Annotated in this window: 32 protein-coding genes and 1 tRNA gene; 17 read left to right on the forward strand and 16 right to left on the reverse strand. The window is 37.4% G+C overall.

Features of this window, described 5'->3' with window-relative positions; all coding sequences use genetic code 11:
- On the reverse strand, positions 1-354 hold a 354-nt coding region (locus AC0QT4_RS07700; RefSeq protein WP_473201128.1), incomplete at its 3' end, for a hypothetical protein.
- Positions 355-483: 129 nt separating this feature from the next.
- Between AC0QT4_RS07700 and AC0QT4_RS07705 the strand changes: the two genes are divergently transcribed.
- On the forward strand, positions 484-1,257 hold the full coding sequence (locus tag AC0QT4_RS07705) for a hypothetical protein (RefSeq protein WP_473201129.1): 774 nt from the start codon (positions 484-486) through the stop codon (positions 1,255-1,257).
- A gap of 24 nt (positions 1,258-1,281) precedes the next feature.
- On the opposite strand, the gene AC0QT4_RS07710 is transcribed toward AC0QT4_RS07705, so the two are convergent.
- Together AC0QT4_RS07710 and AC0QT4_RS07715 are read right to left on the reverse strand one after the other, a co-directional pair.
- On the reverse strand, positions 1,282-1,704 hold the full coding sequence (locus tag AC0QT4_RS07710) for a hypothetical protein (protein WP_473201130.1): 423 nt from the start codon (positions 1,702-1,704) through the stop codon (positions 1,282-1,284).
- A gap of 17 nt (positions 1,705-1,721) precedes the next feature.
- Complete coding sequence (locus AC0QT4_RS07715; RefSeq protein WP_473201131.1) at positions 1,722-1,967, reverse strand: helix-turn-helix transcriptional regulator; 246 nt, start codon at positions 1,965-1,967, stop codon at positions 1,722-1,724.
- A 100-nt stretch (positions 1,968-2,067) separates the two neighbouring features.
- On the opposite strand from AC0QT4_RS07715, the gene AC0QT4_RS07720 reads away from it, so the two are divergent.
- The 7 genes from AC0QT4_RS07720 to AC0QT4_RS07750 all read left to right on the forward strand — a co-directional run bounded on the left by AC0QT4_RS07720 (position 2,068) and on the right by AC0QT4_RS07750 (position 6,717).
- Positions 2,068-2,670 carry a S24 family peptidase gene (locus tag AC0QT4_RS07720; protein ID WP_473201132.1) on the forward strand — a complete coding sequence of 201 codons (603 nt, stop codon included), beginning with the start codon at positions 2,068-2,070 and terminating at the stop codon, positions 2,668-2,670.
- 169 nt (positions 2,671-2,839) lie between these two features.
- Positions 2,840-3,211 (forward strand): hypothetical protein, encoded by a 372-nt coding sequence (locus AC0QT4_RS07725; RefSeq protein ID WP_473201133.1) that lies wholly within the window; start codon positions 2,840-2,842, stop codon positions 3,209-3,211.
- A gap of 70 nt (positions 3,212-3,281) precedes the next feature.
- Entirely contained in the window at positions 3,282-4,010 is a 729-nt protein-coding gene (locus AC0QT4_RS07730; RefSeq protein WP_473201134.1) for a Rha family transcriptional regulator, read from the forward strand.
- Between the two features lie 359 nt (positions 4,011-4,369).
- Complete coding sequence (locus tag AC0QT4_RS07735; RefSeq protein WP_473201135.1) at positions 4,370-4,918, forward strand: antA/AntB antirepressor family protein; 549 nt, start codon at positions 4,370-4,372, stop codon at positions 4,916-4,918.
- 142 nt (positions 4,919-5,060) lie between these two features.
- Complete coding sequence (locus AC0QT4_RS07740) at positions 5,061-5,816, forward strand: ERF family protein (protein ID WP_473201136.1); 756 nt, start codon at positions 5,061-5,063, stop codon at positions 5,814-5,816.
- Between the two features lies 1 nt (position 5,817).
- Positions 5,818-6,441: a lambda exonuclease family protein gene (locus AC0QT4_RS07745; protein ID WP_473201137.1), complete on the forward strand. Its 624-nt coding sequence runs from the start codon at positions 5,818-5,820 to the stop codon at positions 6,439-6,441.
- A 72-nt stretch (positions 6,442-6,513) separates the two neighbouring features.
- Positions 6,514-6,717, forward strand: a complete 204-nt coding sequence (locus tag AC0QT4_RS07750) for a helix-turn-helix transcriptional regulator (protein WP_473200413.1) — start codon at positions 6,514-6,516, stop codon at positions 6,715-6,717.
- 99 nt (positions 6,718-6,816) lie between these two features.
- Here the strand turns inward: AC0QT4_RS07750 and AC0QT4_RS07755 are convergent.
- The 8 genes from AC0QT4_RS07755 to rpmH all read right to left on the reverse strand — a co-directional run bounded on the left by AC0QT4_RS07755 (position 6,817) and on the right by rpmH (position 12,974).
- Positions 6,817-6,901 (reverse strand) — tRNA-Leu (locus tag AC0QT4_RS07755).
- Between the two features lie 124 nt (positions 6,902-7,025).
- Positions 7,026-7,646 (reverse strand): 2,3-bisphosphoglycerate-dependent phosphoglycerate mutase, encoded by a 621-nt coding sequence (locus tag AC0QT4_RS07760; RefSeq protein WP_473201138.1) that lies wholly within the window; start codon positions 7,644-7,646, stop codon positions 7,026-7,028.
- Positions 7,647-7,675: 29 nt separating this feature from the next.
- Positions 7,676-8,488 (reverse strand): 4-hydroxy-tetrahydrodipicolinate reductase, encoded by an 813-nt coding sequence (dapB, locus tag AC0QT4_RS07765; protein WP_473201139.1) that lies wholly within the window; start codon positions 8,486-8,488, stop codon positions 7,676-7,678.
- A 529-nt stretch (positions 8,489-9,017) separates the two neighbouring features.
- A complete protein-coding gene (locus tag AC0QT4_RS07770; protein WP_473201140.1) occupies positions 9,018-9,710 on the reverse strand; it encodes a glutathione S-transferase family protein in 693 nt (230 codons plus the stop codon).
- 135 nt (positions 9,711-9,845) lie between these two features.
- Entirely contained in the window at positions 9,846-10,493 is a 648-nt protein-coding gene (gene yihA, locus AC0QT4_RS07775; protein ID WP_473201141.1) for a ribosome biogenesis GTP-binding protein YihA/YsxC, read from the reverse strand.
- The gene (gene yidC / locus AC0QT4_RS07780; RefSeq protein WP_473201142.1) at positions 10,490-12,328 is read right to left on the reverse strand and encodes a membrane protein insertase YidC; all 1,839 of its coding nucleotides are present in this window, start codon (positions 12,326-12,328) and stop codon (positions 10,490-10,492) included. Before yidC ends, yihA begins: the two co-directional genes overlap by 4 nt.
- Positions 12,318-12,710, reverse strand: a complete 393-nt coding sequence (gene rnpA / locus AC0QT4_RS07785) for a ribonuclease P protein component (protein ID WP_473201143.1) — start codon at positions 12,708-12,710, stop codon at positions 12,318-12,320. Before rnpA ends, yidC begins: the two co-directional genes overlap by 11 nt.
- A 129-nt stretch (positions 12,711-12,839) precedes the next feature.
- The gene (rpmH, locus tag AC0QT4_RS07790) at positions 12,840-12,974 is read right to left on the reverse strand and encodes a 50S ribosomal protein L34 (protein ID WP_011181069.1); all 135 of its coding nucleotides are present in this window, start codon (positions 12,972-12,974) and stop codon (positions 12,840-12,842) included.
- A 576-nt stretch (positions 12,975-13,550) separates the two neighbouring features.
- Between rpmH and AC0QT4_RS07795 the strand changes: the two genes are divergently transcribed.
- The 6 genes from AC0QT4_RS07795 (at position 13,551) to AC0QT4_RS07820 (ending at position 17,919) form a co-directional block, all read left to right on the forward strand.
- The gene (locus AC0QT4_RS07795; protein WP_473201144.1) at positions 13,551-14,645 is read left to right on the forward strand and encodes an Mrp/NBP35 family ATP-binding protein; all 1,095 of its coding nucleotides are present in this window, start codon (positions 13,551-13,553) and stop codon (positions 14,643-14,645) included.
- A 621-nt stretch (positions 14,646-15,266) separates the two neighbouring features.
- Complete coding sequence (locus tag AC0QT4_RS07800; protein ID WP_473201145.1) at positions 15,267-15,401, forward strand: hypothetical protein; 135 nt, start codon at positions 15,267-15,269, stop codon at positions 15,399-15,401.
- Between the two features lie 52 nt (positions 15,402-15,453).
- Entirely contained in the window at positions 15,454-16,341 is an 888-nt protein-coding gene (rsmI, locus tag AC0QT4_RS07805; protein ID WP_473201146.1) for a 16S rRNA (cytidine(1402)-2'-O)-methyltransferase, read from the forward strand.
- Between the two features lie 4 nt (positions 16,342-16,345).
- Positions 16,346-16,714 carry a YraN family protein gene (locus AC0QT4_RS07810; protein WP_473201147.1) on the forward strand — a complete coding sequence of 123 codons (369 nt, stop codon included), beginning with the start codon at positions 16,346-16,348 and terminating at the stop codon, positions 16,712-16,714.
- A gap of 105 nt (positions 16,715-16,819) precedes the next feature.
- Positions 16,820-17,065 carry a hypothetical protein gene (locus tag AC0QT4_RS07815; protein ID WP_473201148.1) on the forward strand — a complete coding sequence of 82 codons (246 nt, stop codon included), beginning with the start codon at positions 16,820-16,822 and terminating at the stop codon, positions 17,063-17,065.
- Between the two features lie 62 nt (positions 17,066-17,127).
- A complete protein-coding gene (locus AC0QT4_RS07820) occupies positions 17,128-17,919 on the forward strand; it encodes a pyrroline-5-carboxylate reductase (RefSeq protein WP_473201149.1) in 792 nt (263 codons plus the stop codon).
- 932 nt (positions 17,920-18,851) lie between these two features.
- On the opposite strand, the gene AC0QT4_RS07825 is transcribed toward AC0QT4_RS07820, so the two are convergent.
- The 3 genes from AC0QT4_RS07825 to AC0QT4_RS07835 are packed head-to-tail and all read right to left on the reverse strand — an operon-like array spanning position 18,852 to position 22,238.
- Entirely contained in the window at positions 18,852-20,513 is a 1,662-nt protein-coding gene (locus AC0QT4_RS07825) for an electron transfer flavoprotein-ubiquinone oxidoreductase (RefSeq protein ID WP_473201150.1), read from the reverse strand.
- A gap of 3 nt (positions 20,514-20,516) precedes the next feature.
- The gene (locus tag AC0QT4_RS07830; RefSeq protein WP_473201151.1) at positions 20,517-21,437 is read right to left on the reverse strand and encodes an electron transfer flavoprotein subunit alpha/FixB family protein; all 921 of its coding nucleotides are present in this window, start codon (positions 21,435-21,437) and stop codon (positions 20,517-20,519) included.
- Positions 21,438-21,491: 54 nt separating this feature from the next.
- Complete coding sequence (locus AC0QT4_RS07835) at positions 21,492-22,238, reverse strand: electron transfer flavoprotein subunit beta/FixA family protein (RefSeq protein WP_473201152.1); 747 nt, start codon at positions 22,236-22,238, stop codon at positions 21,492-21,494.
- A gap of 539 nt (positions 22,239-22,777) precedes the next feature.
- Here AC0QT4_RS07835 and AC0QT4_RS07840 point away from each other — a divergent pair.
- The 3 genes from AC0QT4_RS07840 (at position 22,778) to AC0QT4_RS07850 (ending at position 25,494) form a co-directional block, all read left to right on the forward strand.
- Positions 22,778-23,596: a hypothetical protein gene (locus AC0QT4_RS07840; RefSeq protein ID WP_473201153.1), complete on the forward strand. Its 819-nt coding sequence runs from the start codon at positions 22,778-22,780 to the stop codon at positions 23,594-23,596.
- A gap of 165 nt (positions 23,597-23,761) precedes the next feature.
- Positions 23,762-24,682: a sulfite exporter TauE/SafE family protein gene (locus tag AC0QT4_RS07845; protein WP_473201154.1), complete on the forward strand. Its 921-nt coding sequence runs from the start codon at positions 23,762-23,764 to the stop codon at positions 24,680-24,682.
- A gap of 2 nt (positions 24,683-24,684) precedes the next feature.
- Positions 24,685-25,494, forward strand: coding sequence for a TIGR02186 family protein (locus AC0QT4_RS07850; RefSeq protein WP_473201155.1), 810 nt, complete (start codon positions 24,685-24,687; stop codon positions 25,492-25,494).
- 22 nt (positions 25,495-25,516) lie between these two features.
- Here the strand turns inward: AC0QT4_RS07850 and AC0QT4_RS07855 are convergent, their stop codons facing one another.
- Positions 25,517-25,798 (reverse strand): DUF6460 domain-containing protein, encoded by a 282-nt coding sequence (locus AC0QT4_RS07855; RefSeq protein ID WP_473201156.1) that lies wholly within the window; start codon positions 25,796-25,798, stop codon positions 25,517-25,519.
- Positions 25,799-25,850: 52 nt separating this feature from the next.
- Positions 25,851-25,988: a hypothetical protein gene (locus AC0QT4_RS07860; RefSeq protein WP_473201157.1), complete on the reverse strand. Its 138-nt coding sequence runs from the start codon at positions 25,986-25,988 to the stop codon at positions 25,851-25,853.
- Between the last annotated feature and the right edge of the window lie 729 nt (positions 25,989-26,717).

Genomic DNA, 26,717 nt, shown 5'->3' on the forward strand with positions numbered 1-26,717 from the left:
TCCTTTTCCTGTCGTTGCCTTCTTAATTGTGCCAACAGGGATGCCTTCATAAGGTATCTCATGATGTTCACACCAAGCTGTTAATATCCCTAACAAACCACCGTAAACATGTCCTGCATATGTACCAATATGCCGTTGCACCGCTTCAAAATACACGGCATCAATACCACCGGCGGTTGATTTCATTTCTGTAAGCCATTGTTTAAATCGCAAATAACGCATACCCCCGCCTTCAAAACGGCGTGATTGAAAATTGACCGTTCCACTAAAGATGTGACCATCCACACCACGTATTGCCCAGCCCGTTTTGGTACCTAGATCAAGGCAAAGAATGGTTGGTGCGTTAGTGATCATATTCCCCCCTTAAGGCTGTTGTGTATTTATATGTGTGCTATGACAGAGCGCGTTGTGATTGGCTGTCTTGAAAAAATGTTTGTAAAAAAGTAACCTCCCAACGATTCTAAAAAAGTAGGGAGGGGAAAGATGCAAGAATGGATAAAGATATTTCTTACAGGTTTTTTGTCATTTATCGGATCACTTTTAGTAGCGCTTATTTTAAGATATAAAGACCGTAAAGAAGCAGCCAAAATCCGCAAAGATGATTTAGAAAAAGCTGCAAAAAAACGAGAAGAAGATAGAGAATGGATAACCAAGCAATTTGCAGAAAGCCAAGAACAGACGATAGCCCTTAAAGAGCAAGCGATATCGACAAAAGATCTTGCCAAATGGTCAGAAGAACATATTAAAATTTTGTTAGATAATAAAAGAATAGAGGATTTAGGAACGCCACCTTCCATATATATAACTGGACCCCATTTGCCAACAAAAGGCAAGTGGACGCTTCTTTGTTTAAAGATAAAAAACAATGCACAAACTACCATCCACGTTTTAAATATAAAGCTAAAAGATGGTTCTCGCTTTATTCTTGGATATGGCATCATATACAAACCTGAAACAGGATGGCGGCAAATGCAATCATCATATGTTAATCCTGATGCCAAACCAATATCACACAAATCACGCGGCCGCTGTGAGGAAGCAGAGGATTTTCGAACGGGACAAGAAATCAGTGTTAATATTTCTATAGCTCCCTCAGAAGATAAGTACACAGGAATCCTTATTTTTGTAGCAGCGCGTGAAGAAAATATAAAAGACCAAGTTACTTTAATCATTACCCACACATCCCCACTGCAACCAGAAACAACAATGACTGTAACTACACAAACCAACCTCATAGACTTTAAAAAATTGGATTAATTCACTTAGGCAAATATTTTTATGCTAAGATTTATTAGTTTCGTTTCTTTTTTTGATGACTTCATCCCTTAAGAGATCAAACCTTAAGAGATCAAGCTTATCTTTGACTGAGATCATAAACAAGATCAGATCATTTAAGCGATAAAAAGATAACAACTCTTGAGAAAAATAATTATCAAACCAAGTTGTAAAAGCTTGCGTAAAAACAGATGAAAACCATTGACTAAAATCATCGTATGGCAATAACGGAAAATAATTTCTATCATCACGCGTAAAGATACTATGTAGCATATAGGAAAGATAATCTGTTGATGAGGAATCTATGCTTGTTTCAAAATATGTATCTTGAGGCGAACGGACACCATAATATATGGTTGCCTCTCCAATCTTATTAACAAGATCAATCAACTGGACTTTACTTATAGTGATCTGTGGTTCATCTATCATCTCTTAATCTTTCTTCTTTAAGAGTGTGAATTGGGTTGGTGGTGTTTGTTGTCAGATAAAGGAGCAACAATAAAAGCAGAACGAGAAACAGCGCTGTCTTTCAATTGTTGCAATTTTAAATAACTCTTTAAAGATAGTCCTTTGCCTTGTTCCCAACGACAAACAGAAGCTTGCTTAACACCTAAAATATCTGCTAATTCCTTTTGTGTTAGCGATAAACACTTTCGGATAGATTTAACCTTAAATTTTCCCTCTGTGTCCATTTGAGTTAAGTCCTTTATTTTAACCATATACGCAATTGTATAGTATATAATAAAAAAAACAATAGATTTTTTTAATTTAAAAAATCATAAGTAACTAATTATGACGAAAAATATCATTGCGACATTGCAAGTATTGCAATCTGAGTTTGGTCTTAATCAGAAAGATCTTGCTGATAGACTAAATGTAACCCAAGCAACCGTATCAAGATGGTTAGGAAGTGAATCTGATCCCAGAGGTTCACACAGAGACGCAATTTTAGAACTTTATAAAAGCTTAAAGGGTTATAATCAAATTACTACACTTGTTCCTATTATGGGGTATGTAGGGGCAGGGTTAGAGATTGATACCGATGTTGAGCAAATCCCAGAAGATGGGCTTGAAACAATTGAAATACCATTTGATTTGCCTTTTGAAGCAATAGGTTTCATGGTTCGTGGAACTTCTATGTTTCCTGTGTATAAAGATGGGGACTTAATCGTAGTTAAACATCTGCAAACAAAGCCAGTAAGCGACTATTACGGTGATGAAGTTGTTGTTCTAACAGAAGATAATAGGCGATTTATCAAACAAATTTCTCGTTCTTCAGAGGGGGTTGTACTCAAATCATGGAATGCAGATCCCATTAAAAATGCTAAGATAAAATGGGTTGGAGAAATAGTTGCAATACTACCACGCAAATCTTATCGTCCACTTATGAAATAATCCCAGTAAAGCTTTTGATTCTATTATTTTTGAAGATAGCATTTAAGTGAAAATGAAAAAAAATGAAATATATGTAATTTTTTGCTTGCTTATATTTATACATTTGCGTATAAGTAATTATATAAACCAAACACAAGAGATTGCCAAGAGGCATCAGGGAGGGGAAATTATGGATAAGCCAATTCTTATTAATTCCGATGAAATTTTATTAGTTATCTGTGATGATGAACACATTGGGCATTCTGGTCCACTTGATGAAAGCCAAGTTTTAGAAATGATTGACGAGGCAGATGATGCCATAAAAATCTTTCGCATAAATCCTTCTGAAAACAGTTGTGAAGATATTTCTGAAGATACTGCAGAATCCTATCTTAGAGAACGTGAAGAACAGTGTTTTTACGGAATAATACCTCATGACTTTATTCTACATAGCACAGCATACGGTGTGTTTTTAGACGATATCGAACAGCGTGAATATGAAGATAAAATGTACGGTACTTATGAAGAACAACACCGTTTGCGTCTTTGTGACGTGATTTAAACTCTGAGGGCGTTTTTTCTAGACGCCTCCTTTTCCTTCTTTCAAATATCATAACAAATGGAGCGCAGGCATGCATAATCTTGTCACAACAGCAGAAAATGCTTTTAAGAACGAAGCCATTCAAACCATGTCGAGTCGTGAAATTGCAGAATTGTGTGGTAAACAGCATAAACACGTTATGCGTGATATTAGGCAAATGCTTGAAGAATTATACTATGAAGGGGGTCGGTCCAAATTTGGGCTGACCTATTTAGACACACAAGGTAGACCTCAAAATTGTTATAATCTTCCCAAGCGTGAATGTTTAATTCTTGTCTCAGGTTATAGTACTGCCTTGCGAGCAAAGATAATCGACCGGTGGCAACAATTAGAACAGCAAGTAGTGGCACCGCAAATCGATTACTCTAGTCCACAAGTCATGTTAGGGGTTTTAAATTATCTCAAAAATGAGAATGAACAAAAAGACAATATGATTGCTGAATTAAAACCAAAGGCAATGGCTCTTGAAAGCTTACAGCGCCATGAGGGGCTCTTCGGTCTTACTGAAGTTGCTAAAATACTCGAAATGCAACCAAAACAGTTCATTCTCTTCTTACAGCAAAAGGGTTGGGTCTATCGACGCATGGCAAGTGGGCACCTGTTGCCTTATCAAGACAAAATCCAAAAAGGTCTGATGGATTGTCCTACCATCACTATTCAAACCTCTGGCGGAATAAATAAAGTCATTCCTTCAGCAAAAATCACAACAAAAGGCATTGGTGTGCTTTCTCAAGAACTTAAAAGACAAAGCGTGCATTAAGGGATGACCATCATGGAAAAGAAATATAAGCTGTTTGATAAAATAAACCTAATTTATTTGCGTTGGTTTGCTAAATTTTTATTTGACAAGATAATGTCATTATGTCTATTGTCGAATCAGGTGCCTAAGAAACACCTTGATAGTAAGCGGGTTGGTTGCCGAAATAACCAATCTTCCGCAAATTTAAAGGCTTTGACTCATTGTATGCTTGTGGCGTACAAGAGATTTGTCGGGTGTAGTTATGCCATACAATACTCTTTATGGGAAAAGCATAACGACGGACTTACTACCGTGTTTCTTAGCACCCGGCACTCTTTTTGAGTGTCATTAAGAAACGTCTAAGTAGTAAGGAGTTCATAATGAACATTCTCATAACAATATCAGAGAAAATTATTGACCGTGAAACCGTCAAAACCGTTAATGCACGTGAATTACATACGTTTTTAGAGGTAGGTCGTGATTTTACGACATGGATTAAGGACCGTATTAATCAATACGAATTTGAAGAGGGAAATGATTTCATAAAAACACAAGATTTGCGGTCCCCAAAATTGGGGAGCGCAAAATCTAGAGCTGTTACAGTCACAGACTATCATCTCACATTAGACATGGCGAAAGAACTTTCTATGGTCGAACGCAATGAGAAAGGCAGGCAAGCTCGTCGTTACTTTATTGAGTGTGAGAAAAAGTTAAGAAACAAAGCTGTTGATTATGATAGTGATACACGCTTTGCTTTACCAAGCTATTGGGAGGGTATGAACGCTGGTGAAAAAGTTTTGTATCTTTTAGGTCCAATTCATATGCGTCTTATTGATGCTTTTAGAGTAGACGAAGAAAACAGGCAATACAAAGCTTTAATCAAAGAAGCTAAACAAGTGTTAGCAAGATCTATCGTGAAAGCTGCTTAGTTATAACGTCATCTTCTCGTCTTTAAAGGCGGGGAGGTGGTCAATATCACACAGCTTTTAGAAACAGAACTCTAACAACAACCATTTTAACGCAAGCGTGATTCACGCAACGGGTGAATTGCGCGCAATGGAGGAAATCAAGATGAGTGAACAAAACACGAACCTAACAGAAGTTGAAAAAACGCAACATTTAGACGTTGAACAAACTGCTATGGAACGCATTTTAAATAAAGCCTTAGAAAGTGATGTCGACATGGACCGTTTAGAACGTCTTCTTGATTTAAGAGAAAAAGAAATAAAAAGACAGAACCATCAGAGCTTTATCCATGATCTTTCGGCTATGCAAATCGAATATCAAACAATCACCAAAAATGCTAAAAACAGCCATACAAAGAGTGCATATGCAACGCTTGATCAGTATATTGACGCTGTAAAGGACACTCTTGCAAAACACCGCTTCGCTTTGTTTTCTCATATTAAAAATCAAACAGAAAAAAACATTACCATAGAAATAACTCTGTCTCATCCTTCAGGCAATCAAATCTCAACAGAAGGAACATTTCCAATTGATGGACAAGGAAGCAAAAATAACATTCAATCTCTTGGTTCTACTATCACTTATGCACGCAGATATCTCTTAGGCATGCTTCTTAATGTCGCAAGTAAAGAAGACGATAAAGATGGGAATATGCCTCAAAAACCGGCTTTTCCAGAACAGATCAATGAAATCAGAAGGCTTATGCTACAAACAAAGGTAGAAGAAGAAAAGATACTTTCTTATGCGAATGTCGAAAAGCTTGACGATATCTCTGATCAGAGCGCGCAAACCATTTTGCACCTTTTAAAAGATAAACAGAATAAGCAAATGGTATCAACACAACAACAAACGGCGGTGTGATATGGAACAAAGAACAGCAGAATGGTTTCAAGCGCGATTAGGGAAAGTCACAGCCTCTAATGTTTATAATGTACTCAGTAAGACAGCAAAAGGTTTGCCGACAAGCAAATATGAAGACTACAAAATGAAACTCATGACAGAACGCTTAACAGGAGAAATAAGCCAATCTTATATAACACCGTCTATGCAATGGGGTATTGAACATGAAGAGGACGCTCTGAAAGAATATGAATTCATTTATGATGCCGATGTTATAAAATGCGGCTTTATACCACATCCTACCATGGCAATGGCGGGGGCTAGTCCTGATGGTTTGATTGGTGAGGATGGTTTAGTTGAAGTTAAATGCCCACAATCAAGAACGCATTTGCACTTTTTCCTTTATAATGAGATTAAGCCTGAATATCACGCGCAGATGCAATTCCAAATGGCTTGCACAGGACGCAAATGGTGTGATTTCATTAGTTATAATCCACAATTTGTAGGAAGATCATCTCACTTACGCATGAAAATCAAACGGGTACAGCGTGATGATGCACAAATTGAAGAGATTCATAAAGCAGTCGAGGTCTTTTTAGCAGAGATAGAGCAAGACATGAAACAGATCTTGACAAAAGCTGCTTAACCCTATGGGGGTGCTCTCTCCTCCCAGCACCCCCACCCATTTATGTAATATAAAAGAGTGAAAGGTAACGAGATGATATTTGATGATGGCGATAGATATGTAACAACACGCGAATGTGCACAACTCTTTAGCGTATCAACCACAACGATTCGCAATTGGGTTCTTCAAGGGGTGTTTCCTGAGCCCTATAAGCTAGGGAGAGCAGTGAGATGGAGAAAGAAAGAGATTTTGGCATTCACTCCAAAGAAAAATAAGGAGCAAATAACAACAATATAGATAAAGTTGTATAAATTGTAGAAGGTGGTCTAAAAGGTGGTCTGAAATTAGCTTTTAAAAGAAAAAGATTATACATTTCAATATATTAAAGAAATAAAATGGTGCCCAAAAGAGGACTCGAACCTCCACGCCTTGCGGCACAGGTACCTGAAACCTGCGCGTCTACCAATTCCGCCATCTGGGCTTAAAATCCATCTAAGCTTGTGAAACATCTCTGTCAATAAAATTATGGAATTTATTCTTCAGTTCAAAATAATTACACTCGACTTTCTGGGCAATTTCCTAAAGTCTTTTATAACTTCAGAAATTTAAGGAGTAATGATTGTTTTTGAAAAAATTGTTGAGTCAGAATTAAATGTATAAATTATAGGAATACCCGTTACTAATTCTTGAGAGATAATCTCTTCACTGTTTAGACCTTCAAGCGCCATAATGAGAGCACGAAGAGAGTTGCCATGTGCTGCGACCAAAACAGTTTGACAGCGTAAAATATATGGTTGGATATGATAAAGATAATAAGGCCAAATACGGGCACCGGTGTCACGTAGGCTTTCTCCATTCGGAGGAGCAATCGTATAGGAGCGACGCCATATTTGCACTTGTTCTTCTCCCCATTGTTGGCGTACTTCATCTTTATTCAGACCAGAGAGATCACCGTAATCACGTTCATTCAACGTGGGGGTTTTTATCAGTTCTAAGTCTGATTGTCCCATTTGTTCTAAAATGTGCTGTGCCGTTTTTTGCGCGCGCTGTAAGGCGGATGTATACGCGATATCAAATTTTAAACCAGTTTCTTTAAGTTTTTTTCCTGCTGCTATTGCTTCTGCATGACCTTTTTCTGTCAAATTGGGATCTTTCCAACCAGTAAAAAGATTTTTGAGATTCCATTCACTTTGACCATGACGGATGAGTACGAGTGTGCGTTTCATTCGCGAACTTCCTGCGTTATATTGACTGTTTAAAGTTCATCGTTCAGTCCTAAAACATCAAGCATTGTATAAAGACCATTTTCTTGATTTTTTGCCCATAAGGCTGCTTTTAAGGCGCCATTAGCAAAGATAGAGCGCTCTTGCGCTACGTGTGAAAGAACAACGCGCTCATTTGGGCCAGCAAAAGTGACGCTATGGTCACCAACAACTGTTCCACCTCGTGAACAGGAAAAGCCAATTGTTCCTTTTTCGCGTTTACTTGTATGGTTACTGCGTTCGCTGACACACACATTTTGTAGCATAACATTGCGACCTTCGGCTGCCGCTTGTCCGAGAAGAAGGGCGGTTCCAGAAGGAGCATCAACTTTTCTTGCGTGATGCATTTCATAAATTTCAATATCAAAATCATCAGATTCTAGTGCTTTTGCCGCTCTTTTTACAAGGTTTGCTAGAAGATTAACACCAAGACTCATATTTCCAGATTTTACAATAGTCGTATATTTTGCAAAATTTGCAATTTGTACTTCTTCTGTTTTACTAAATCCCGTTGTGCCAATAATATGCACAACACCTTTTTGAGCAGCATAGTTGGCATAAAGAAGACTAGCTTGTGGCTGTGAGAAATCTAAAATACCTTCTGTGTTAGAAAAAGCGCTTTCGGGATCATCAGTGATACGAACACCAAGGGTATCTGAACCAGTCAGTGTATTGGCATCTTTATTTACAAAAGGCGATCCTTTACGCACAAGCACGGCATAAAGTTCTACATCTTTCCTCCGCTGGATGGCTGCAATAAGCTCTCGTCCCATTCTTCCATTAGCACCAACAACTGTAAGGCGCATGTGCTTCTCCTCATGACAACTTTACTTCTTGTAGTATAGGCAAATTCTCTCTTTCTTTCCAACGTTTCTTTTCCTTATAAGAGAAAATTTTGCTTCTTTAGTTATGGGCAGGGAGGATTAGCAATTTATACAAAGGACATGATGAGAAATGTTTTTGTTAATGTGATATTATAGAGTGAGCTTGTTAACTGTAGCTGATAGGAAACAAATTAGCAGCATTATTCTTTTTATTCACATCCGATATTGCTATAGCTTTTGCATTAAGAGGATTCAGATTTATAAAGTATTTTAAATTCTTTCCTAAATGATTTTTATTCATACGCTCTCTATTGTAGAAGAACCCTCTTTTGATTCATCATAGAATAGGGCTAGAATGAAAGAAGGTTCTTGTATTTAGGATTTCATTTCTGGTGTAAAATTATAAATCAATTTTGCATTATATGTTCTATAAAATTGCATAAGATTTTATTGGTGTAGAGGTTTATTCTGTATGATATTAAAGATTACTTTGATTTGCTAGGAAAAATGCTTAAAAATCAAGATCTGTATAATGAGGGCTTGCTACAATTCCTCGAATGCGATCTGTTAAAAGAGAACGGAAAGAAGGTCGCGATTTAATTCGCATATACCAGTCCTTGGTGGCAGGAGATTGTTCCCAGTCAATTTCTCCTAGAAAATCAAGCACAGAAACAGACGCTGCTGCTGCTAAATCGGCATAGGATAATTCGGAACCGACTAACCAGTCACGAGAAGCACAAAGCCAATTGAGATAGTTCATATGGGGTAGAATATTGGCGCGGGCATTGCGTAAGATTTGTGAATTGGGAGCACCACCGCCAAGGGTGAGCGGCATTTCGCGTTTATAGATTCGTTCTCTTACAATATGACGCGTAGCTTCAGTTTCAAATTTATTTAAAAACCAATCATTGAGACGGCGTACTTCCGCACGACCTAAAGGATTTTCCGGAAAGAATTTATTCTCTTGTCGTAAACTTCCATGTGTTTCATCTAAATATTCACAGATAACAATAGCTCCTGATACTGGAACCTCGTGTTCGTCAAGAAGAACGGGAACATGACCCGCTGGATTTAGGGCAAGAAATTCATGTCTTCTGGCCCACTCATGTTCCTCAATGAGTTGAGTAGCTATACCATATTCTCCAAGAATGAGGCGTATGAAACGGGAAGCAGAGGATAAAGGAGAGTGAAAAAGTGTCAGCATGATCTATGTTATCAAATAGAGTTGATGAGAATTCTTTCAAGTAACGGAAATTTTTATAAAGACACTTTATGAGAAGTACAAGGTTATTAGCAGAAGCTAGTAATTATGTTTAATAAAGTCTTAAGGACAAAAAGATTACACTGCGATCGTTTGTAAAATGGCAGTACGTAATTCTTCCAAACCGAATGCTTTTTCTGAAGATGTTACAAGAAGTTCAGGAAAAGCTGCGGGACGTTTGAGAAGCTGTGTTTTTATGGTTATTGTTAATTTTTCAAGGATATCCGATTTTATTTTATCACTTTTGGTTAAAACAATCTGATACGAAACGGCTGCTTTATCGAGGAGGTCTAGAACTTCTGCATCATTCTTTTTAATTCCATGGCGTGAATCAATCAAAATATAAACACGTTTCAGTGTTGTGCGCCCCCGTAAATAGCTAAAAATCAGATGTGTCCATGCATCAACGAGATTTTTAGGAGCTTTGGCAAAACCATAACCTGGCATATCTACGAGAGCAAAAGGGGGAAGATCTCCTGGTTGACCACTGAAACCATCAGGTACAAAATAATTAAGTTCTTGTGTACGTCCTGGTGTGTTTGAGGTACGTGCTAAGCCTTTTTGTTGAATAAGTGCGTTAATGAGAGAAGATTTTCCAACGTTAGAACGTCCTGCAAATGCAATTTCTGGGGGGCCTTCTGGTGGCAGAAAATGTATTTTTGGTACACCACGAATAAAAATCCAATTGCAAGAAAAAATTCCAGAAAGAGAAGAACATTTTATCATTCATGTATTTCTTTTTTAGGAGATTTTCGCCAGAGAGCTTTAAGATTATCAAGAAGCTCAATTTTAGCTCCTTGACGTTTCATCATGATGCCTTGCTGAATAATCGACAATATATTATTCCATGCCCAATAGATGACAAGACCAACAGGGAAAGAAGCCAGCATAAAGGTAAATATGACAGGCATCCATGTGAAGATCATAGCTTGTGTTTGATCTTGAGGAGCTGGATTCATACGCATTTGTAGAAACATTGTTATTCCCATGATCAAAGGCCATGCACCAATCATAAGAAATGTTGGAGCTGCGTATGGCAAGAAGCCAAATAGGTTAAAAAGAGAAGTCGGATCGGGCGCTGCTAAATCTTTAATCCAACCAAAGAAAGGTGCATGTCGCATTTCAATTGTAATATAGAGGACTTTATAAAGAGCAAAGAATATTGGAAATTGAACCAACATTGGCCAACATCCTGCCAGAGGATTAATTTTCTCGGTTTTATACAGTTCTATTATTGCTTGTTGTTGTTTAGTACGGTCATTTGGATATTTTTCTTTTATTTCCAGCAACAGCGGTTGTATGAGCTTCATACGTGCCATAGATTTATAGGACTTATTTGCCAGTGGGAAAAGAAGCGTTTTAAGGAGTACCGTGACAAGAAGAATGGCAATACCAAAATTTCCTGTTTGTTTATAAAGAACATCAATGAGTGAAAACATTGGCTTGGTGATGAAATCAAACCAACCCCAATCAATTAAGAGAGCAAACTTCTTAATTTTCAGATCATTTTGATAGTGATTAATGATTTCAACTTGTTTTGCACCAGCAAACAGACGATTTGTAACGGTTTTTGTTTCCTTTGGAGCAATCGTTAAGAGAGATCCTAATAAGTCGGACTGATAATGTGTTTGTAAGCGATCAAAATAAATAAAGCGGCTTGTATATTCTTTATCTTGTGGAGGAATAACTGCTACAGCCCAATATTTATCGGTAATACCAATCCAACCTCCTGTTACTTTAGAAAAAGTCATACTTTTTTGACCATTATCAGGATTTGGATCAAGTTCTGCTAATTTTTTGTATTTCTCAGTTTTGAGTGAATCACCAGCAATAGCTATCATACCTTCATGAAGCAAATATGTAGCATTTGTATGTTCTGGTGGAGCTGCACGTGCAACGCGGGCATAAGATGAGAGATATATTGGTTTATCTGTTTCATTGCTGATAGAGTCCTCAATGGTAAACATATAGTGGTCATCAACAGAAAGAATACGACGGAAAATTTGACCCTGTCCATTATTATAAATTAGCGTGATGGGTGTTGAAGGGGTCAGCATTGTATTGTCACCCTCTATTTGCCATTGTGTATCAGATTGTGGCAAGGCCTTTACTGGCAAAGATGAACTTGTAAAACCAAATTCAGCAAGGTAGGTCGTTGTGAATCCTTTAGGATTCAATAAAGCGATTTCCGGTGATTTGTTGTCTACTGTCAGACGATATTTTTTGAGGTGAAGATCATCGAATTGTGCACCAACAAGATTAATAGAACCTTCAAGTTCTCCAGTTTTGATGGCAATGCGATTTGTTTTAGCTAATACAGCATTTCGCAGTTCAGGAGTCATTTTATGATTAATGATAGATAATGATCCCTGCGTTGGTGAAGCATCAGAAAAATCTGTCGTAGGAGTGGAAAGCACTGATTGTTGTTTTGATAATTGCTGTGCAATTGCTTTTTGTTTTTGTAATTCAGCCTGTTTAGGAATTACATGAAGAAACTGCCATGCGACAAGCACAACGAAAGACAATCCAATGGCGATAAAGAAATTGCGGTTATATTCCATTTGTACTACCCTGTTGCCGTTGCTGGTGTCTTGTTTTTGGTTTTATTCGTCGATTTAGTTCGCTAATTAGAGATTTAAAAGGGGCATGAAGCACATCAGGACGTGCTACAATGACATAGTCTGTTCCTGCTTCCATATTGTTTATAAGCCCAACTCGTACTGCTTCACGGAGACGTCTTTTGATACGATTACGCTTAACAGCATTGCCATTTTTACGTGTAACTGTAAAACCCACACGCGCAACAGGAGGAGATTTTATTTCTGCTGTTTGTTCATGAGATTTAACTTCCAGCAAAAATAAAGGACCCCGTCGCTTTTCTCCTGTGCGTACTGCTAAAAAATCCGCTCTCTTGCGAATACGGCAGGGATGTTTTTTTTTCATAAAAGAACGCTTCGCAACCTCACTAAATGCCTGCAAATGCAGGCATCGGGATTTATAACAAAAACTTCACAATGAAGAAATGACGAACACTTCAATTATTGCAAAAATGTAAATGGTTAAATTAAACATTTAAGCGGATAACCGCTTACGTCCACGAGCACGCCTTGCGGCGATAACTTTACGCCCACTAGCTGTTGCCATACGTGCACGAAATCCATGGCGGCGTTTACGGACCAGTTTAGATGGTTGGTAAGTACGTTTCATTTATTTAAATACCGCGGAGTGCGGCCCTTCTTAATTCTATGGGCAAATTCATACGCTAGATGAATAATTTTATATTCTATCATACGATCATTATTTCCAATAAGGAAAAATATAAAAAAAGTCAATCTCAGATTATTTTTCTCTCTCTTTAAAAAATACAAAAAACTCCGTGCTATAGAGGTCTTTTGTTCGTAACACTTTCAAAAAAGTTAAGAAAAATAATTACTGATTTCAATGGTCAAGTTTATAGCTATTTTCTTTGCATGATTAGTAAGTATTAAAAGTGTTCATTAAAATTGTATAATTTGATAAAGGCTCTGTTTCACATTAAGAATTTCGCTCAATTTTGTTTTTTTAAGTTTTTTAAATATACGTAAAATGATCGGAAAAACTCTGATTAATAGGATTTTATGCTCGAGACTTTTATTTGAGGTTTGTTTCGTTTTTTACAAGAGATATGGTATAAGATATTTGCATTTTACAATTCTGATAAAGTGGAAAGTTTTAGGTGGTTAAGTTAGAGTTTTTTCGCCCTTATTGCTCTATTTTTTGGAGTTTTTATCGAGAGGAAAGAATGTGAGTCCTATTACAAGCGAAGCTATTCGCAATGCATTATGTCAAATAAAAGGACCGGATTTTGAGAGTGATATTGTATCATCGGGGCTTCTTTCAGAAATATTGATTGCTCATGGAAAAGTTTTCTTTTCCATTACAGTTCCAGATGGACGTGTGCAAGAATGGGAGTCGTTGCGTCGTGCTGCTGAAGAGGTGGTATGTGTTATGGATGGGGTTGAATCTGTTGTTGTCACACTTACGGCAGAAAAAAAACCAATGACATCTTCTTCGAAGCAGCGAGATACAGTTTTTTCTATGCCAAAACGTAAAACACATGCATTGCCTGTAAAAATGCCGGTAGAAGGTGTTCGGCATGTGGTTGCCGTTGCTTCTGGAAAGGGGGGGGTTGGCAAATCTACAATGGCAATCAATATCGCTCTTGCTTTACAAGCTTCTGGTTTCAAAACAGGGGTGATGGATGCGGATATCTATGGTCCATCTTTGCCACGTTTAACAGGGCTCGTTAATCAAAAACCACAACTCATTGATGAGAAAAAACTTCAACCTCTTGAAAAATTCGGACTTAAATTGATGTCGATGGGCTTTTTGATTGAGGAGGAAAAGCCAGTAGTATGGCGTGGTCCCATGGTAATGGCGGCTGTAACACAATTGCTCAGAGATGTTTTATGGAGACCTCTTGATGTTTTAGTCGTTGATATGCCTCCAGGGACAGGCGATGCACAATTGACCCTTGCTCAACAAGTGCAGTTGACGGGTGCATTGATTGTTTCTACTCCACAGGATCTTGCTTTGGTTGATGCGCGTAAAGCGATAGAAATGTTCATGAAAGTCAATGTTCCCATTTTAGGGCTCATTGAGAATATGAGCTATTTTATTGCTCCTGATACGCGAAAACGTTACGATATTTTTGGTTATGGTGGTACGCGAGCAGAAGCGGAACGACGAGGGATGTCTTTCTTAGCGGAAGTGCCGCTTGATGCAGCTTTACGTTCTTCTTCAGATGACGGTGTGCCAATCTTTGTTGCTAAGCCTGATGAGGAGCATGCTAAGCTTTATCGTGCGATTGCTAATCAAATAAAAAATAGATTTTTGTAAATTCACGTTTTTCTCAGACGGATTGTTAAAATACATAGTTAAAAACATCAGGAATTATTAAGACATGGATTTTTTATTGGGGTGTTAAAGCTTACAGATGTGAAATAAACGAAAAAGCTTATCGTACAATGGGTGATAATATGTTCAGTCTAGTAATATCTTTTTATCAACATAAGTTATTTGTTGCTTTTGTTGGAGGAGGGGACGATTGGTTAAAGAGTTTGATGTAGGTATAAAAACGTCTTTTTCATTATGAAGTTTTGGATATTGGTTATGCTATTGTATAAGTTGCGGAGAACATTGTGCAACAGGAGGTGTTGCGTTGCTAAAGAGTCATGTTTATTCAAAATAACGCAGAAAATTGTTGTTGAGAAGGAGCGATTCATATTTGCTTAGACCGACGGTTTTGACATCGATAAAGGGGAGCTGATTTTAAAAATACGGGCTATAAAAGTCATTTGGAAAATTTAGCTCTTTAAAAGGCTGGATAACCTTAAGATACAGAAATGAATAAAGTTTTGTTTCGGTTTTTGAAGAAAAGGTTTCTACAAAATTATAGGGACTGATGTGGGATTGGTACGCTGTGAATTCATCCTATTGGAAGTGTAATGATAATTGAAAATGCGTTATGACACTGAGAAAATTGTAGTATTGACGCATATCATTTTATTATGGCAAGCGCTTATTCGAGCGGTTTATTCTTTGGTGGTGACAACAAAATTGGCAGAAGCAGAAATAGATGATGCGCACGGGTAAGGGGTTTGGTAAGAGTTGATGAAGAAAGGTTTTTTGATGGTGAAAGAAGAGTATGTGTGAAAAAACATATTTTATAGGTAGCCATGCTTTTTGTGCGCCTGTCATAGAACCAGCACTTTATCTCGTATCAACCCCTATCGGAAATTTAGCAGATATTACTCTTCGTGCTTTGCAAGTTCTGACAGGTGTTGATATTCTAGCGTGTGAGGATACACGAGTAACGCGTGTTTTATTGGAACGCTATGGTATTCAGAAAACCCCATTTCTTTATCACGAACACAATGCACAAAAGGCAGGGCAGAAGTTATTAGCAATTTTGGCAGAAAATAAAAGCGTGGCACTTGTATCAGATGCTGGCACACCACTTATTTCTGATCCTGGATTTCGACTGGTAGAAGAAGCACGCAAAGTTGGTTACAAAATTATTCCGATCCCTGGTGCTTCAGCTCTTTTAGCCGCTCTTGTTGCGACGGGGCTTCCTACCGATAGCTTTTTCTTTGCAGGTTTTTTAAGTGCGCGAAAGACTCAGCGTCAAAAGCGCTTGGAACAATTGAAAACTATCCCTGCGACTTTAGTTTTTTATGAATCTCCGCATCGTCTTGTTGAGACTTTACAGGATATGGTTTCTGTTTTTTCGGCTGATCGCCCTGCGGCAATCTGTCGTGAATTAACAAAAAAGTTCGAAACAATAGATGTTTCCAATTTAGCTAATTTGTTGGAAATTTACAGGCAACAGGCTCATATTCGTGGGGAAATTGTTGTGCTTATCGGGGCGGCTCTTTCCTCTTTGAAAGTGATGAGTAATCAAGAAATTGATGAAATGTTATTAGAATTTGCACGTACACATTCTGCAGCTCAAGCGTCCTCTTTGGCGGCTAAGAAAACTGGCTTAAAAAAGCAAGAACTTTTCCAACGGTTGATTTTTTTGAAGGATGCATAAGCTTATGCAAAAAGAGCGCAGACAAAAGTCTTTTTATCGAGGTATTCGTGCAGAAAAAAGGGCGGCTTGGTGGTTACGATTCAAAGGATTTCATATTGCTGAAATGCGTTTTAAAACAAAGTGTGGTGAAATTGATTTAATCGCACGGCGTGGAAATCTTGTTTTAATCGTTGAGGTCAAAGCACGTTCAACCTTAGCTGAAGCAATGGCGGCGGTTTCTCGAATGAACGAGAGGCGTATTGAGGCAGCAGCTGATATTTGGCTAGCACGACAAAAAGATCATGCTTTTTTATGTGTACGCTTTGATCTCATTGCGATTTTACCGTGGCGTTTTCCGCGGCATATTCCTGCATTTTTTACATCTGATAAATAAAAGTTCCTCTATCGTTTTAATCATGGTAAATGGGAAGCATTTCGTTTTTATAGACGGATGGATTAGGAAAGTACGTCACAATTTGAGTGTTATAAGGAGTAAAATATGGACGATTATGAAAAATTTGCAACGGGTTTATTGATTATTTTTGGAGCACTGATTATTGGTGGTTTAATGGCAATGCATATTGTCCTTATGAGTAAACCAGGTTTTTTATTTGCACTAGCGGCTGCTATCATTGGTTGGTTTTCCGCTTTTGCGGTTCTCTTTGATAAACCTAAAGTTTATTTAGGATTGGTTATTCTTGCTATGTTATGTGTTGCTTCTTCAATTACTGTTTATGTAAGTTAATTCGTTAAAACCTATGAGCTGTCGATAATCGTCCTTTAGCATGATAAAAGCAAGGAATAGAAATGAAAATTGGTTTTTTGGGAACAGGTAAAATTAGCGCTTCAATGATTGATGGCTTAATGAAAAGCGCTTTTGATGTCCCTTCTGTTATCATTTCACCTCGCAATACGCAAATTGCAGAGCGTCTTTCGTCTAAGTATGATAAGGTTATTATTGCTGAAAATAATCAAGCACTGCTAGATATGAGTGATTGTGTTTTTCTTTGTTTGCCTAACCAAGTTGCCGAAGAGGTTTTAAGCTCTCTTCATTTTCGTTGTGAACAGCTTGTTGTTTCCGTCCTTGCTATGGCAAAAGCAGCACACGTTGAAGAGTGGATCAATCATAAGGTTTACCGTGCTGTTCCACTTCCTTTTGTCGCAGAATGTAAAAATTTGACGCCGATTTATCCTGATCATCCCTTTTTACGTCGTTTATTTGATGCGTTGGGGGGAACATTGGTGTTGGATGCAGAAGAGCAGTTTAATCTTTTCATGACAGCTGGTTCACTCATGGGGGTTTACTTTAATTTTATAGAAACAGCATATCAATGGTTTATAACACAAGGGATCAAGAAAGAGCAAGCAGCGGATTTTCTTGCTATGATGTTTGTAAACCTTACCGATGAAATGCGTAAAATTATAGCAACAGATGGTCTTGACTCTCTTGATTTTGCACTTCTTGAGAAAGAGTTTTCAACAAAGGGAGGAACAAATGAACTTTTGTCGAACTGTTTTTCTCTCCAAGGGGGGAAAAACGCTTTAATAACAGCTCTTGAAACTACTTTGCAAAAAATGAAGACTTCGTTTCCTCATTAAAATGTTGGATTTATATTTTTTGAACTCAATGAGAAAAATATTGGTGCATTTGTTGAGAATCATCTGGACGTGCTCTACCAAATTGTCTACTATAGATATTCTAAGAGTAAGAAGATTGATCTTCAGGACTTTTTCTAAAGTCATAAGTTGGTTTATGAAGATAATTCATTATTTTCAACTTGAATGAGAACATTGAAGTCAGAAAGTTTTTTTATTTTAACCCTTCTTAAGCATGAATAAAAAATATTTGCTTGTGCGTTATAAAAAGAATCCACATATCGATAAGCAAATGTTTAAAAAGGTGGAAAATATGCTTCTTATCAATCAATTTAATTGTGTAAGAATAAGCGCAACATTTTAAGTGCACAAATCGAATGGTCGTGTTGGCTTTTACTTCCATAAATGTAAAAGATGGTTACGCTTCGTGAATCTTTCGTTCTATTCTTTATAGAGAAGGGCAGAGAGGAGGACTTTAGGCATCTTTTATAAAGTTTGTAAAAGGGCCTGCATAATGTTGGTATGTTGTTTTCTTCATGAGAGATAGAATGAGAAGTAAAAGCATGAAGTGTTGCGCAATCTTCATTTATCTCAAAGAGATTGCTGAGGAGCTTTTGAAGGGACGTGAAGCTAAATAAAAAAGAAAGGGTAGAGAAGGGTGAGAGTTTACATCTTTATAGCATAACGGTCAAAGTTTTTATTCTCATTATTTTGTTTTTATAGATAAAAATCATTTTAAAACAGTATGTTATAGATTTTTCTGATGAACAAGTTGCGGTGGTTAAAGGTATTTTTTGCGAGAGGGGTGATAGAACAGGTTTTGCATCGTGAAAGAATGCGTGTTTACAAGGATTCAGAAGAGGCTCTGGTTTGAGAGGAAACACTCTTGTTGAGTGTGTCTTTTTACGTTCTCATTTTGGTGGAATGAACAATGATTACATATTCAGATAAAGTGGACCCTCATTGCCTTGCGGACAAGTCCAATTAATATTTTGGTTGGGATCTTTGAGATCGCAGGTTTTACAATGTATGCAATTTGAAGCATTGATAACATAAGTTATCTGATCATGGTGGTTTAGCCATTCGTAGACAGCGGCAGGGCAATAGCGAGTAGAAGGTCCTGCATAAATTGCATATTCAGAGTTTTTTTGTTCCTCTAATGAGGATATTTTTAAATGGCATGGTTGATTTTCTTCATGATGCGTATTGGAAAGTGCAACACTGGAAAGGCGATCAAAGGTGATTACACCATCTGGTTTTGGATAAGCAATGGGTTTAAAATTTTTTGCTGGTTCAAGACATGCATAATCTGCTTTTCCGTGAGAGAGTGTTTTAAATAAAGAAAAGCCAAAAAGCTGTTGCCACCACATATCAAAGCCAGCAAGCTTAATCCCGTATTTTGTGCCGTATTTTGCCCAAAGTGGTTTGGCGTTGCGTACTTTATAAAGGTCTTTACCAATGGGACCTTTTCGCCAATGTTCTTCGATTTCTTTGACTTCATCGTGGGAGCGACTTTGTGCGAGAGCTGCAGCAATTTTATCGGCTGTTAATATGCCAGATAAGATAGCATTGTGTGAGCCTTTGATACGAGGAACATTAACAAAACCAGCAGAGCAACCAATAAGTGCTCCTCCAGGAAATGTGAGTTTTGGAACAGATTGCCAACCACCTTCACTAATGACACGTGCACCATAGGAAAGGCGTTTTGCACCTTGGAAGATTTCATAGAGTTTGGGATGTGTTTTAAAACGTTGAAATTCTTCAAAGGGAGAGAGATAAGGATTTTTATAATCTAAGTGGACAACAAAGCCCACAGAAATTAAATTGTTTTCCTGATGATAAAGAAAACCTCCGCCTCCGGTATTATTGTCTAAGGGCCAACCTACGAAATGTTGAACTAAACCAGACTTGTGTTTTTGCGGATCAACTTCCCAGAGCTCTTTGAGTCCAAGCCCAAATTTCTGTGGTTCACGGTTTTTACTAAGATCAAATTTTTGTATCAGTTGTTTAGCAATTGAGCCATGTGCTCCTTCTGCAATTAAAGTATATTTTGCCAATAAAGTCATTCCAGGCATATAATTTTTTCCAAGCGTTCCGTCTTTATTAATGCCCATATCACCTGTGAGAACACCAATGATGGCTCCCTTATCGTTCTGAATTGTTTCAGATACGGCAAAACCAGGATAGATTTCAACGCCGAGTGCTTCAGCTTTTTTGCTTAGCCACCGACAAACATTGCCGAGTGAAACAATATAGCATCCGCTATTTGATAAGGCTTTAGGGTGAAAAATATTGGGAAATAGTGTGGCGTGTTTTGGCTTTAGAAAAAAAAACTGATCGCTGGTGACAGGTGTATTGAAGGGATGGTCGTGTTCATTTCTCCATTCTGGCAGGAGTGTATCAATGCCTATGGGATCAACAACTGCTCCAGATAAAATATGAGCACCAACTTCGCTCCCCTTTTCCACGATTGTGACAGAAAGTTCGGGATTAATTTGTTTTAGACGAATTGCTGCGGAAAGTCCTGCAGGTCCTGCTCCGACAATTACTATGTCAAATTCCATACTTTCACGTTGCTGATGCAAAGATGCATTCATGACTTATAAAGCTTTCTCAAACTCAGGAATAATGTGATGAAGATCGCCTACAACGGCATAATCAGCGATTTGCATGATGGGGGCTTCTGCATCTTTATTGATGGCTACAATAATTTGTGCATCCATTATGCCAGCTAAATGCTGGATTGCGCCGGAAATCCCGACAGCGATATAGAGTTCAGGAGCAACAACTTTGCCTGTTTGTCCAATTTGCCAATCATTAGGGGCATAGCCAGCATCAACCGCTGCACGGCTAGCACCTAAAGCTGCATCTAACTTGTTTGCAAGAGGGAGAAGGAGTTCCATAAATTGTTCTTGTGATCCAAGACCACGTCCACCTGATATAATAACACGTGCTGAGGTAAGATCAGGACGATCACTTTTATTGGTTTCTGCTTTTATGAAAGATGAAAGGTTTGGATTAGGAGCTGGTGTTATTGTTTTAATGGGAGCCGTGTTATTTTGAAAAGCGCTTGGAGGGAAGGCGGCTGTACGAACTGTTATCACCTTTTTACGATCATTGCTGCGTACAGTTTCGAGAGCATTTCCTGCATAAATTGGTCGTTTAAAGGTATCTGGTGCAAGAACAGCAACAATGTCTGAAATTTGCATAAGATCAAGAAGAGCAGCTACACGTGGCATGACATTTTTGCCGATGCTGCTAGAGACAGCCATGATCACATCATAGTCATTTGCAAGTTTGACAATTGTATTTGCCATAGGTTCCGCCAGATGATGTGCTAAATAATCAGCTTCAGCAACAAGAATTTGCCGTACACCAGAAAGTTTAGAACTGTTTTCGGCGATTGCTTGAACGTTCGTTCCACAAACTAAAATATCAATCTCATCGTTGATTGCACAAGCTGCGGTGAGTGCTTTTGCTGTTTCCTCTATCTTTTGTTCGGCTAATAAAAGAATTGCCATACGTTTTTACCTTTTTATACAGTATTATACTTTTGATCGTTTGTTTCTAGAATATTAAATGCATTTTTTTTGTTTTAGTGCATTTATAAGTTCTGCGACACTAGCTATTTTGACACCAGATTGACGGGGTTTCGGCTCTTCAACGCTAAGAATCGTTAAGCGCGCTCGCGTGTCTATGCCAAGATCAGCAAGTGTTTTTTGTTCCATAGGTTTCTTTTTTGCTTTCATGATATTGGGCAGAGAAGTGTAACGCGGTTCGTTTAAGCGCAGATCAGCGGTCATAACTATAGGAAGAGGGAGGCGAATAGTTTGTGTACCATTATCTATTTCGCGGATGACTGTTGCGTGACCGTTTTCTATGGCTAAATGTGAGGCAAAAGTTGCTTGTCCCCAACCAAGAAGAGCTGCAAGCATTTGTCCAGTTTGGTTGTTATCGTCGTCAATAGCTTGTTTTCCTAAGAAAACCATATCTGCTTTTTCTTCATGAACAATAGCCTTAAGAATCTTAGCAATTGTTAAGGGTTCAAGTGTTTTTTCTGTTGTTACAAGAAGTGCTCGATCGGCACCCATTGCAAGTCCTGTTCGCAAAGTTTCTTGTGCGGCTTCTGGTCCAATTGAAACAAGAACAACTTCTGAAATTTTCCCAGCTTCTTTTTGACGAATTGCTTCTTCCACGGCGATTTCGTCAAAAGGGTTCATAGACATTTTTACATGGGAGAGATCAACACCTGTACCATCGCGTTTGACGCGTATCTTAATGTTATAATCAACAACACGTTTGACAGCGACAATTATTTTCATAGTAATCCTCTTCGTTTGTATGATTACAAGTTTATAGTAATCTTCATAAGGAACCAAATTTTTTAGGATGGAATCTTACGCAATCATTATATGATTTTTCTTAAATTTTCTGTTTATCATTGTTCTTTTATTTTTGTATGCCTTAATAATTGTTATCTTCGCTTGAACAAAAAGTCTGTTCATTTTTAATGGATATTCTCATCATAGTTTTAAAAGAATTTAAAATAAAAAAGATACGGAATAGTAAATAGTATTAGAGCAACAAAAATGAAGAGATCCTTTTAAGTTCCCTATACACTGTTTACAATAAGTCATAGGACTTTAATGCAGTGGAAAAAGAGTGAAAAAAACAAAAATGGAGAAATGACTTTTCAATTTAAATCTTGAAAGTACTAAAATCAAAGACCACTCATAAGTATTTTGAGAAATTGTTAAAGCTCTATTTACTAAAATAGAGCACTATTTTCAATTATCTATACGATTCTTTACAGAAAATTAGTGAGACGTAGCATTTGACAATATAATGAGGGGTAGCGTTTTTGAAGAGGAAGAGTCAGACTATAAAGCAGGCTAAGCAAGATAATCCTTCCTTTTTTGTTGTGGAGCAAAAAGAGAGGGAGGATACATTTACTGAAATAACAATGTCGGACATTGCTAAAAAATTACGCTCTGTTTATGCACAAATGCAGAGGAAACATTTACCGCGTCCTTTGGTATCGCAAAGTTCTGTAGAAGCGCATTTTAAATCTTATTTGGATGATATCAGTCGAGCAATTTTGGCTGAGTACTACGTTCGCTGCCAAAGAGAAAAAAAACTTTTTGAGCATTTGGGGGAGATTAAATCGCTTGTTCAGAATTTGCAAAACGAAAAGAGAAATCTAGAAGGAGCAGTGATAAAACAACATATGTCTCGTTCAAAGTCGCTCGATTCTGTTGTGCAGAAACTTGCTGATATGACATGTGAGGAAAAACAAGAGCGTTTATTGCTTCAAGAAGCACTGAACTTTTCAGGGCAAGAATGCACAACCCAAGGCCAGAAAAATGTTAAAAACTTGTTGCAAAAAGAAAATAAAAGCTCTTTGCCAACAGATCTCATAAAACCTTCCTTCAAAGAGACTGAGAAGCTTGTGGGGCATTCTGAAATAGAGGAAAGATGTTCTTATGTTCAAGAATTTGGTCGTAGCAATGAAAATGAATTGTCTCTTTCCTTAAAGACAGAGTCTCAGAGTCGTTTTTCTCTTTTGCGTTATCTTGTAAAAAAAGTCTTTCTTTGTTTTTTAATCATTGTATTTATGGCAGCGACAACGATATGCTTTTATAGCTTTTTAAGAGGAGCTCTTTTTCATTTTATGATTTAGGAGCATTGATGTAAGGTGTTTTGCACATTCATAATTTTGCAAAAGCATGGATGATATTTAAAATTATCTTTTAAAATACGCAACAAAGAGTATTGAAGTAGGGGATTATTAGAGAGGGGCTTTCGAATTATCCAAAAACCTCAAATGATTTTAAAGGTTCTGTAAGTGAGTATTTATTTACCAATTGCTGAAATGTCGCTCAACATGCTGATCTTGATTGGTATGGGAGTTGTGGCTGGTTTTTTTTCAGGTCTTTTTGGGATTGGTGGTGGTTTTCTTATTACCCCCTTATTGATTTTTTATAATATACCTCCTGCTATTGCTGTTGGAACAGGTGCTAATCAAATGATTGCATCATCTGTGACCGGCGCTATTACACATTTTAGAAGACGCACTCTGGATATTAAACTTGGCCTGCTTTTAGCGGTTGGAGGGGGAATTGGTTCTATCCTTGGAACTCAAATTTTTTCTGTTTTGAAAAAAATGGGACAATTAGATCTCATAATTTCACTTCTTTATGTGGTTCTCCTAGGGAGTGTAGGAAGTTTGATGATTATTGAAAGTTGGTGCGATATGATGCGCCAACGTAAGTCACAAAAAGTCAATGTTCGTCTTGCTGGTAGACATAACTGGATCCATCGTTTGCCGTTAAAAATGCGTTTTCGCACATCAATGATATATGTCAGCATCATTCCAGTTTTAACAATTGGTCTCATTGTTGGCTTGTTGTCTTCCATTATGGGCATTGGTGGCGGGTTCTTTATGATACCGGCACTGATTTACCTTCTACGTGTTCCAACCAGTGTGGTGATTGGAACTTCCCTTTTTCAGATTACGTTTGTATCTTCTTTCACTACCATTTTACAAAGTGTGAGTAATCAGTCTGTTGATATTGTTTTGGCTTTTTTGTTGATGCTTGGGGGAAGTATCGGTGCACAATATGGAACAAGAGCTGGACGAAAATTAAAGGCTGAACAATTACGTATGGCGCTCGCATTTTTGGTGTTGATTGTATGTATGCGTCTTGCTTTTCAATTATTTGTACGTCCTGATAATCTCTTCTCTCTGGATATTTTGATGAGATAACAATGGGTAGATTCTTTTCTTTCTTCATCGTTGCAAACTGCTTTTTTATGCTCTCTTTTTCTACGTGGGCACATGTTAGGGAAAACACTCCATTTGTTGATCAAGTGAATCATGAAACTATCCAAATTATTATAACAACAAATAGGATTACGGTTGATGCACATTTCGATGGTCGTGATCTTTATATTGCTGGTGTTTTGGAAAATATCGATCCATTATATTCTCGACAAAATCGTTATGATATTATTGTAAGCTTGGAGGGGCAAGCTCGGCCTATGGTTATGCGGGAAAAGAAACGTAATGCTGGAGTGTGGGTTAACGCAGATTCCCTTATTTTTAAAAATGTTCCTCTCTTTTATTCTATGGTCACAACGCGTGAAATTGATGATATTGCTAACGTTAAAGATTATAAACGCTTGGGGTTAGGATTATCCTATTTGTTACTGCAAACGGATGAACAAGATCAGAAGAAAGTTAAAATCTTTCGTGATGAACTTATAAAATCGCAAAAAGCTAAAAATCTTTATTATGAGGAAGTAGGTGGCGTTCGCTTTGGTTCTGGTGCGCTTTTTACAGCACATTTTCGGTTGCCAGCCAATACTCCAGTTGGACATTATCAAGCTCGTGCTTATCTTTTCCGTGATGGGCAGTTTCTTGATAGTGCGACTACGACTCTTGAAATCGTTAAAGCGCATATTGCTTATACAATATTTCATGCAGCGCACAAGCACAGTTTTTTATATGGTATTGTTGCGGTGATTGTAGCTATTAGTACAGGCTTTTTATGTCGACTGATTTTTCGAAAAGACTAGCACAAGGGGAAGACAGAAGCCTTTATTTTTTATTTAAAATGCGTAAAAAAAGAAAAATAGGGACAACAATAATGGCTCCCATCATGGTCATATGGAAGAAGTTTGTAAGCGTTATAAACCCTGTTTTCCATAAAGATTTAAAAAATTCTGTTATTGTTCGCACGAGACTTCGAGGCGTCCATCCAAGAAAATTCAGCACGATGCCAACAAGGAGTGAAATGGTAAGCAGTTTGATAGCAACACACCCTAATGTTCCCCCAAGAAACGCATGAAAAGAAGCGGACAGATTTCTCTTTTTATTCATTGGATACATCCTTAAATATATTGCGTTCTCGTTGCATAAGACAATGGGGGCGTTATCGTAAATAAGAAATCTTTTTTTTGTTTCTTTTTACTTTTTTTTCAAGTTCACCACCTTGTAAGACTGGTGTAACTTTTGTACTGGTTTCTGAAACACGTTCATGTTCTGTCGGCATTTTTCTCAATACTTTCATATTGTTCCTTTCATTAATTTGATGGATATTTCATTTTTTATAAATTCGCAGAAGAATTTTATAATGTCTTAATATTTTATAGCGTTAAAAATTTTTCAATGTGCCTAAAATGAAGATGTTTTGTAAAAAATATCATTTCAAAACATCCGCTTTTAGAAAGAGACTATCCATCTTGGTAAAGATATGTTTATATAGATATTAAGATTGGGTATTTCAATCTGCATAGAGAAGTAATTAATTTGTTTGCTGCAAAAGACAAAGGTAACAAACGGAGTGAAATTTCATATCTCTGAAGAAGTGGGGGGATTATAAAATGTTTTGATAAAAAATTGTTCTGTTCGGATCGATGGTGAAAATGACAAGTTTTTCATCCTTCAGATTCGCCATTATTGCCTTAAAAGATGATGATGATAAGGTGCAGATTTTGAATTGTTATTTGATATAGAGTTATAAAATACTTAAATTTTCTCCTGAAGAAGGGGTGTGATAGGCGCTTACAATTTCTCTATGATCATCAAAATATCAAATTTTTTGGTTTTTTGAAGTAATTTGAGTGGTGCTTTGAAGGCACTTTTTAGGAAATTGCAAAAAGAAATTTGAAGAAAAAATCTGTTTGATGAAGCAAAGAGGAATTTTTTCCTAATATGCTCTGAATTGTAAGTTTTGTGCTGTCACTAATGGGTGGTTTGCATGATACCTCCCTTTTAATCAGATTATTTCCGTTGCCTA

It is taken from the genome of Bartonella sp. EBT8 (assembly GCF_055796165.1).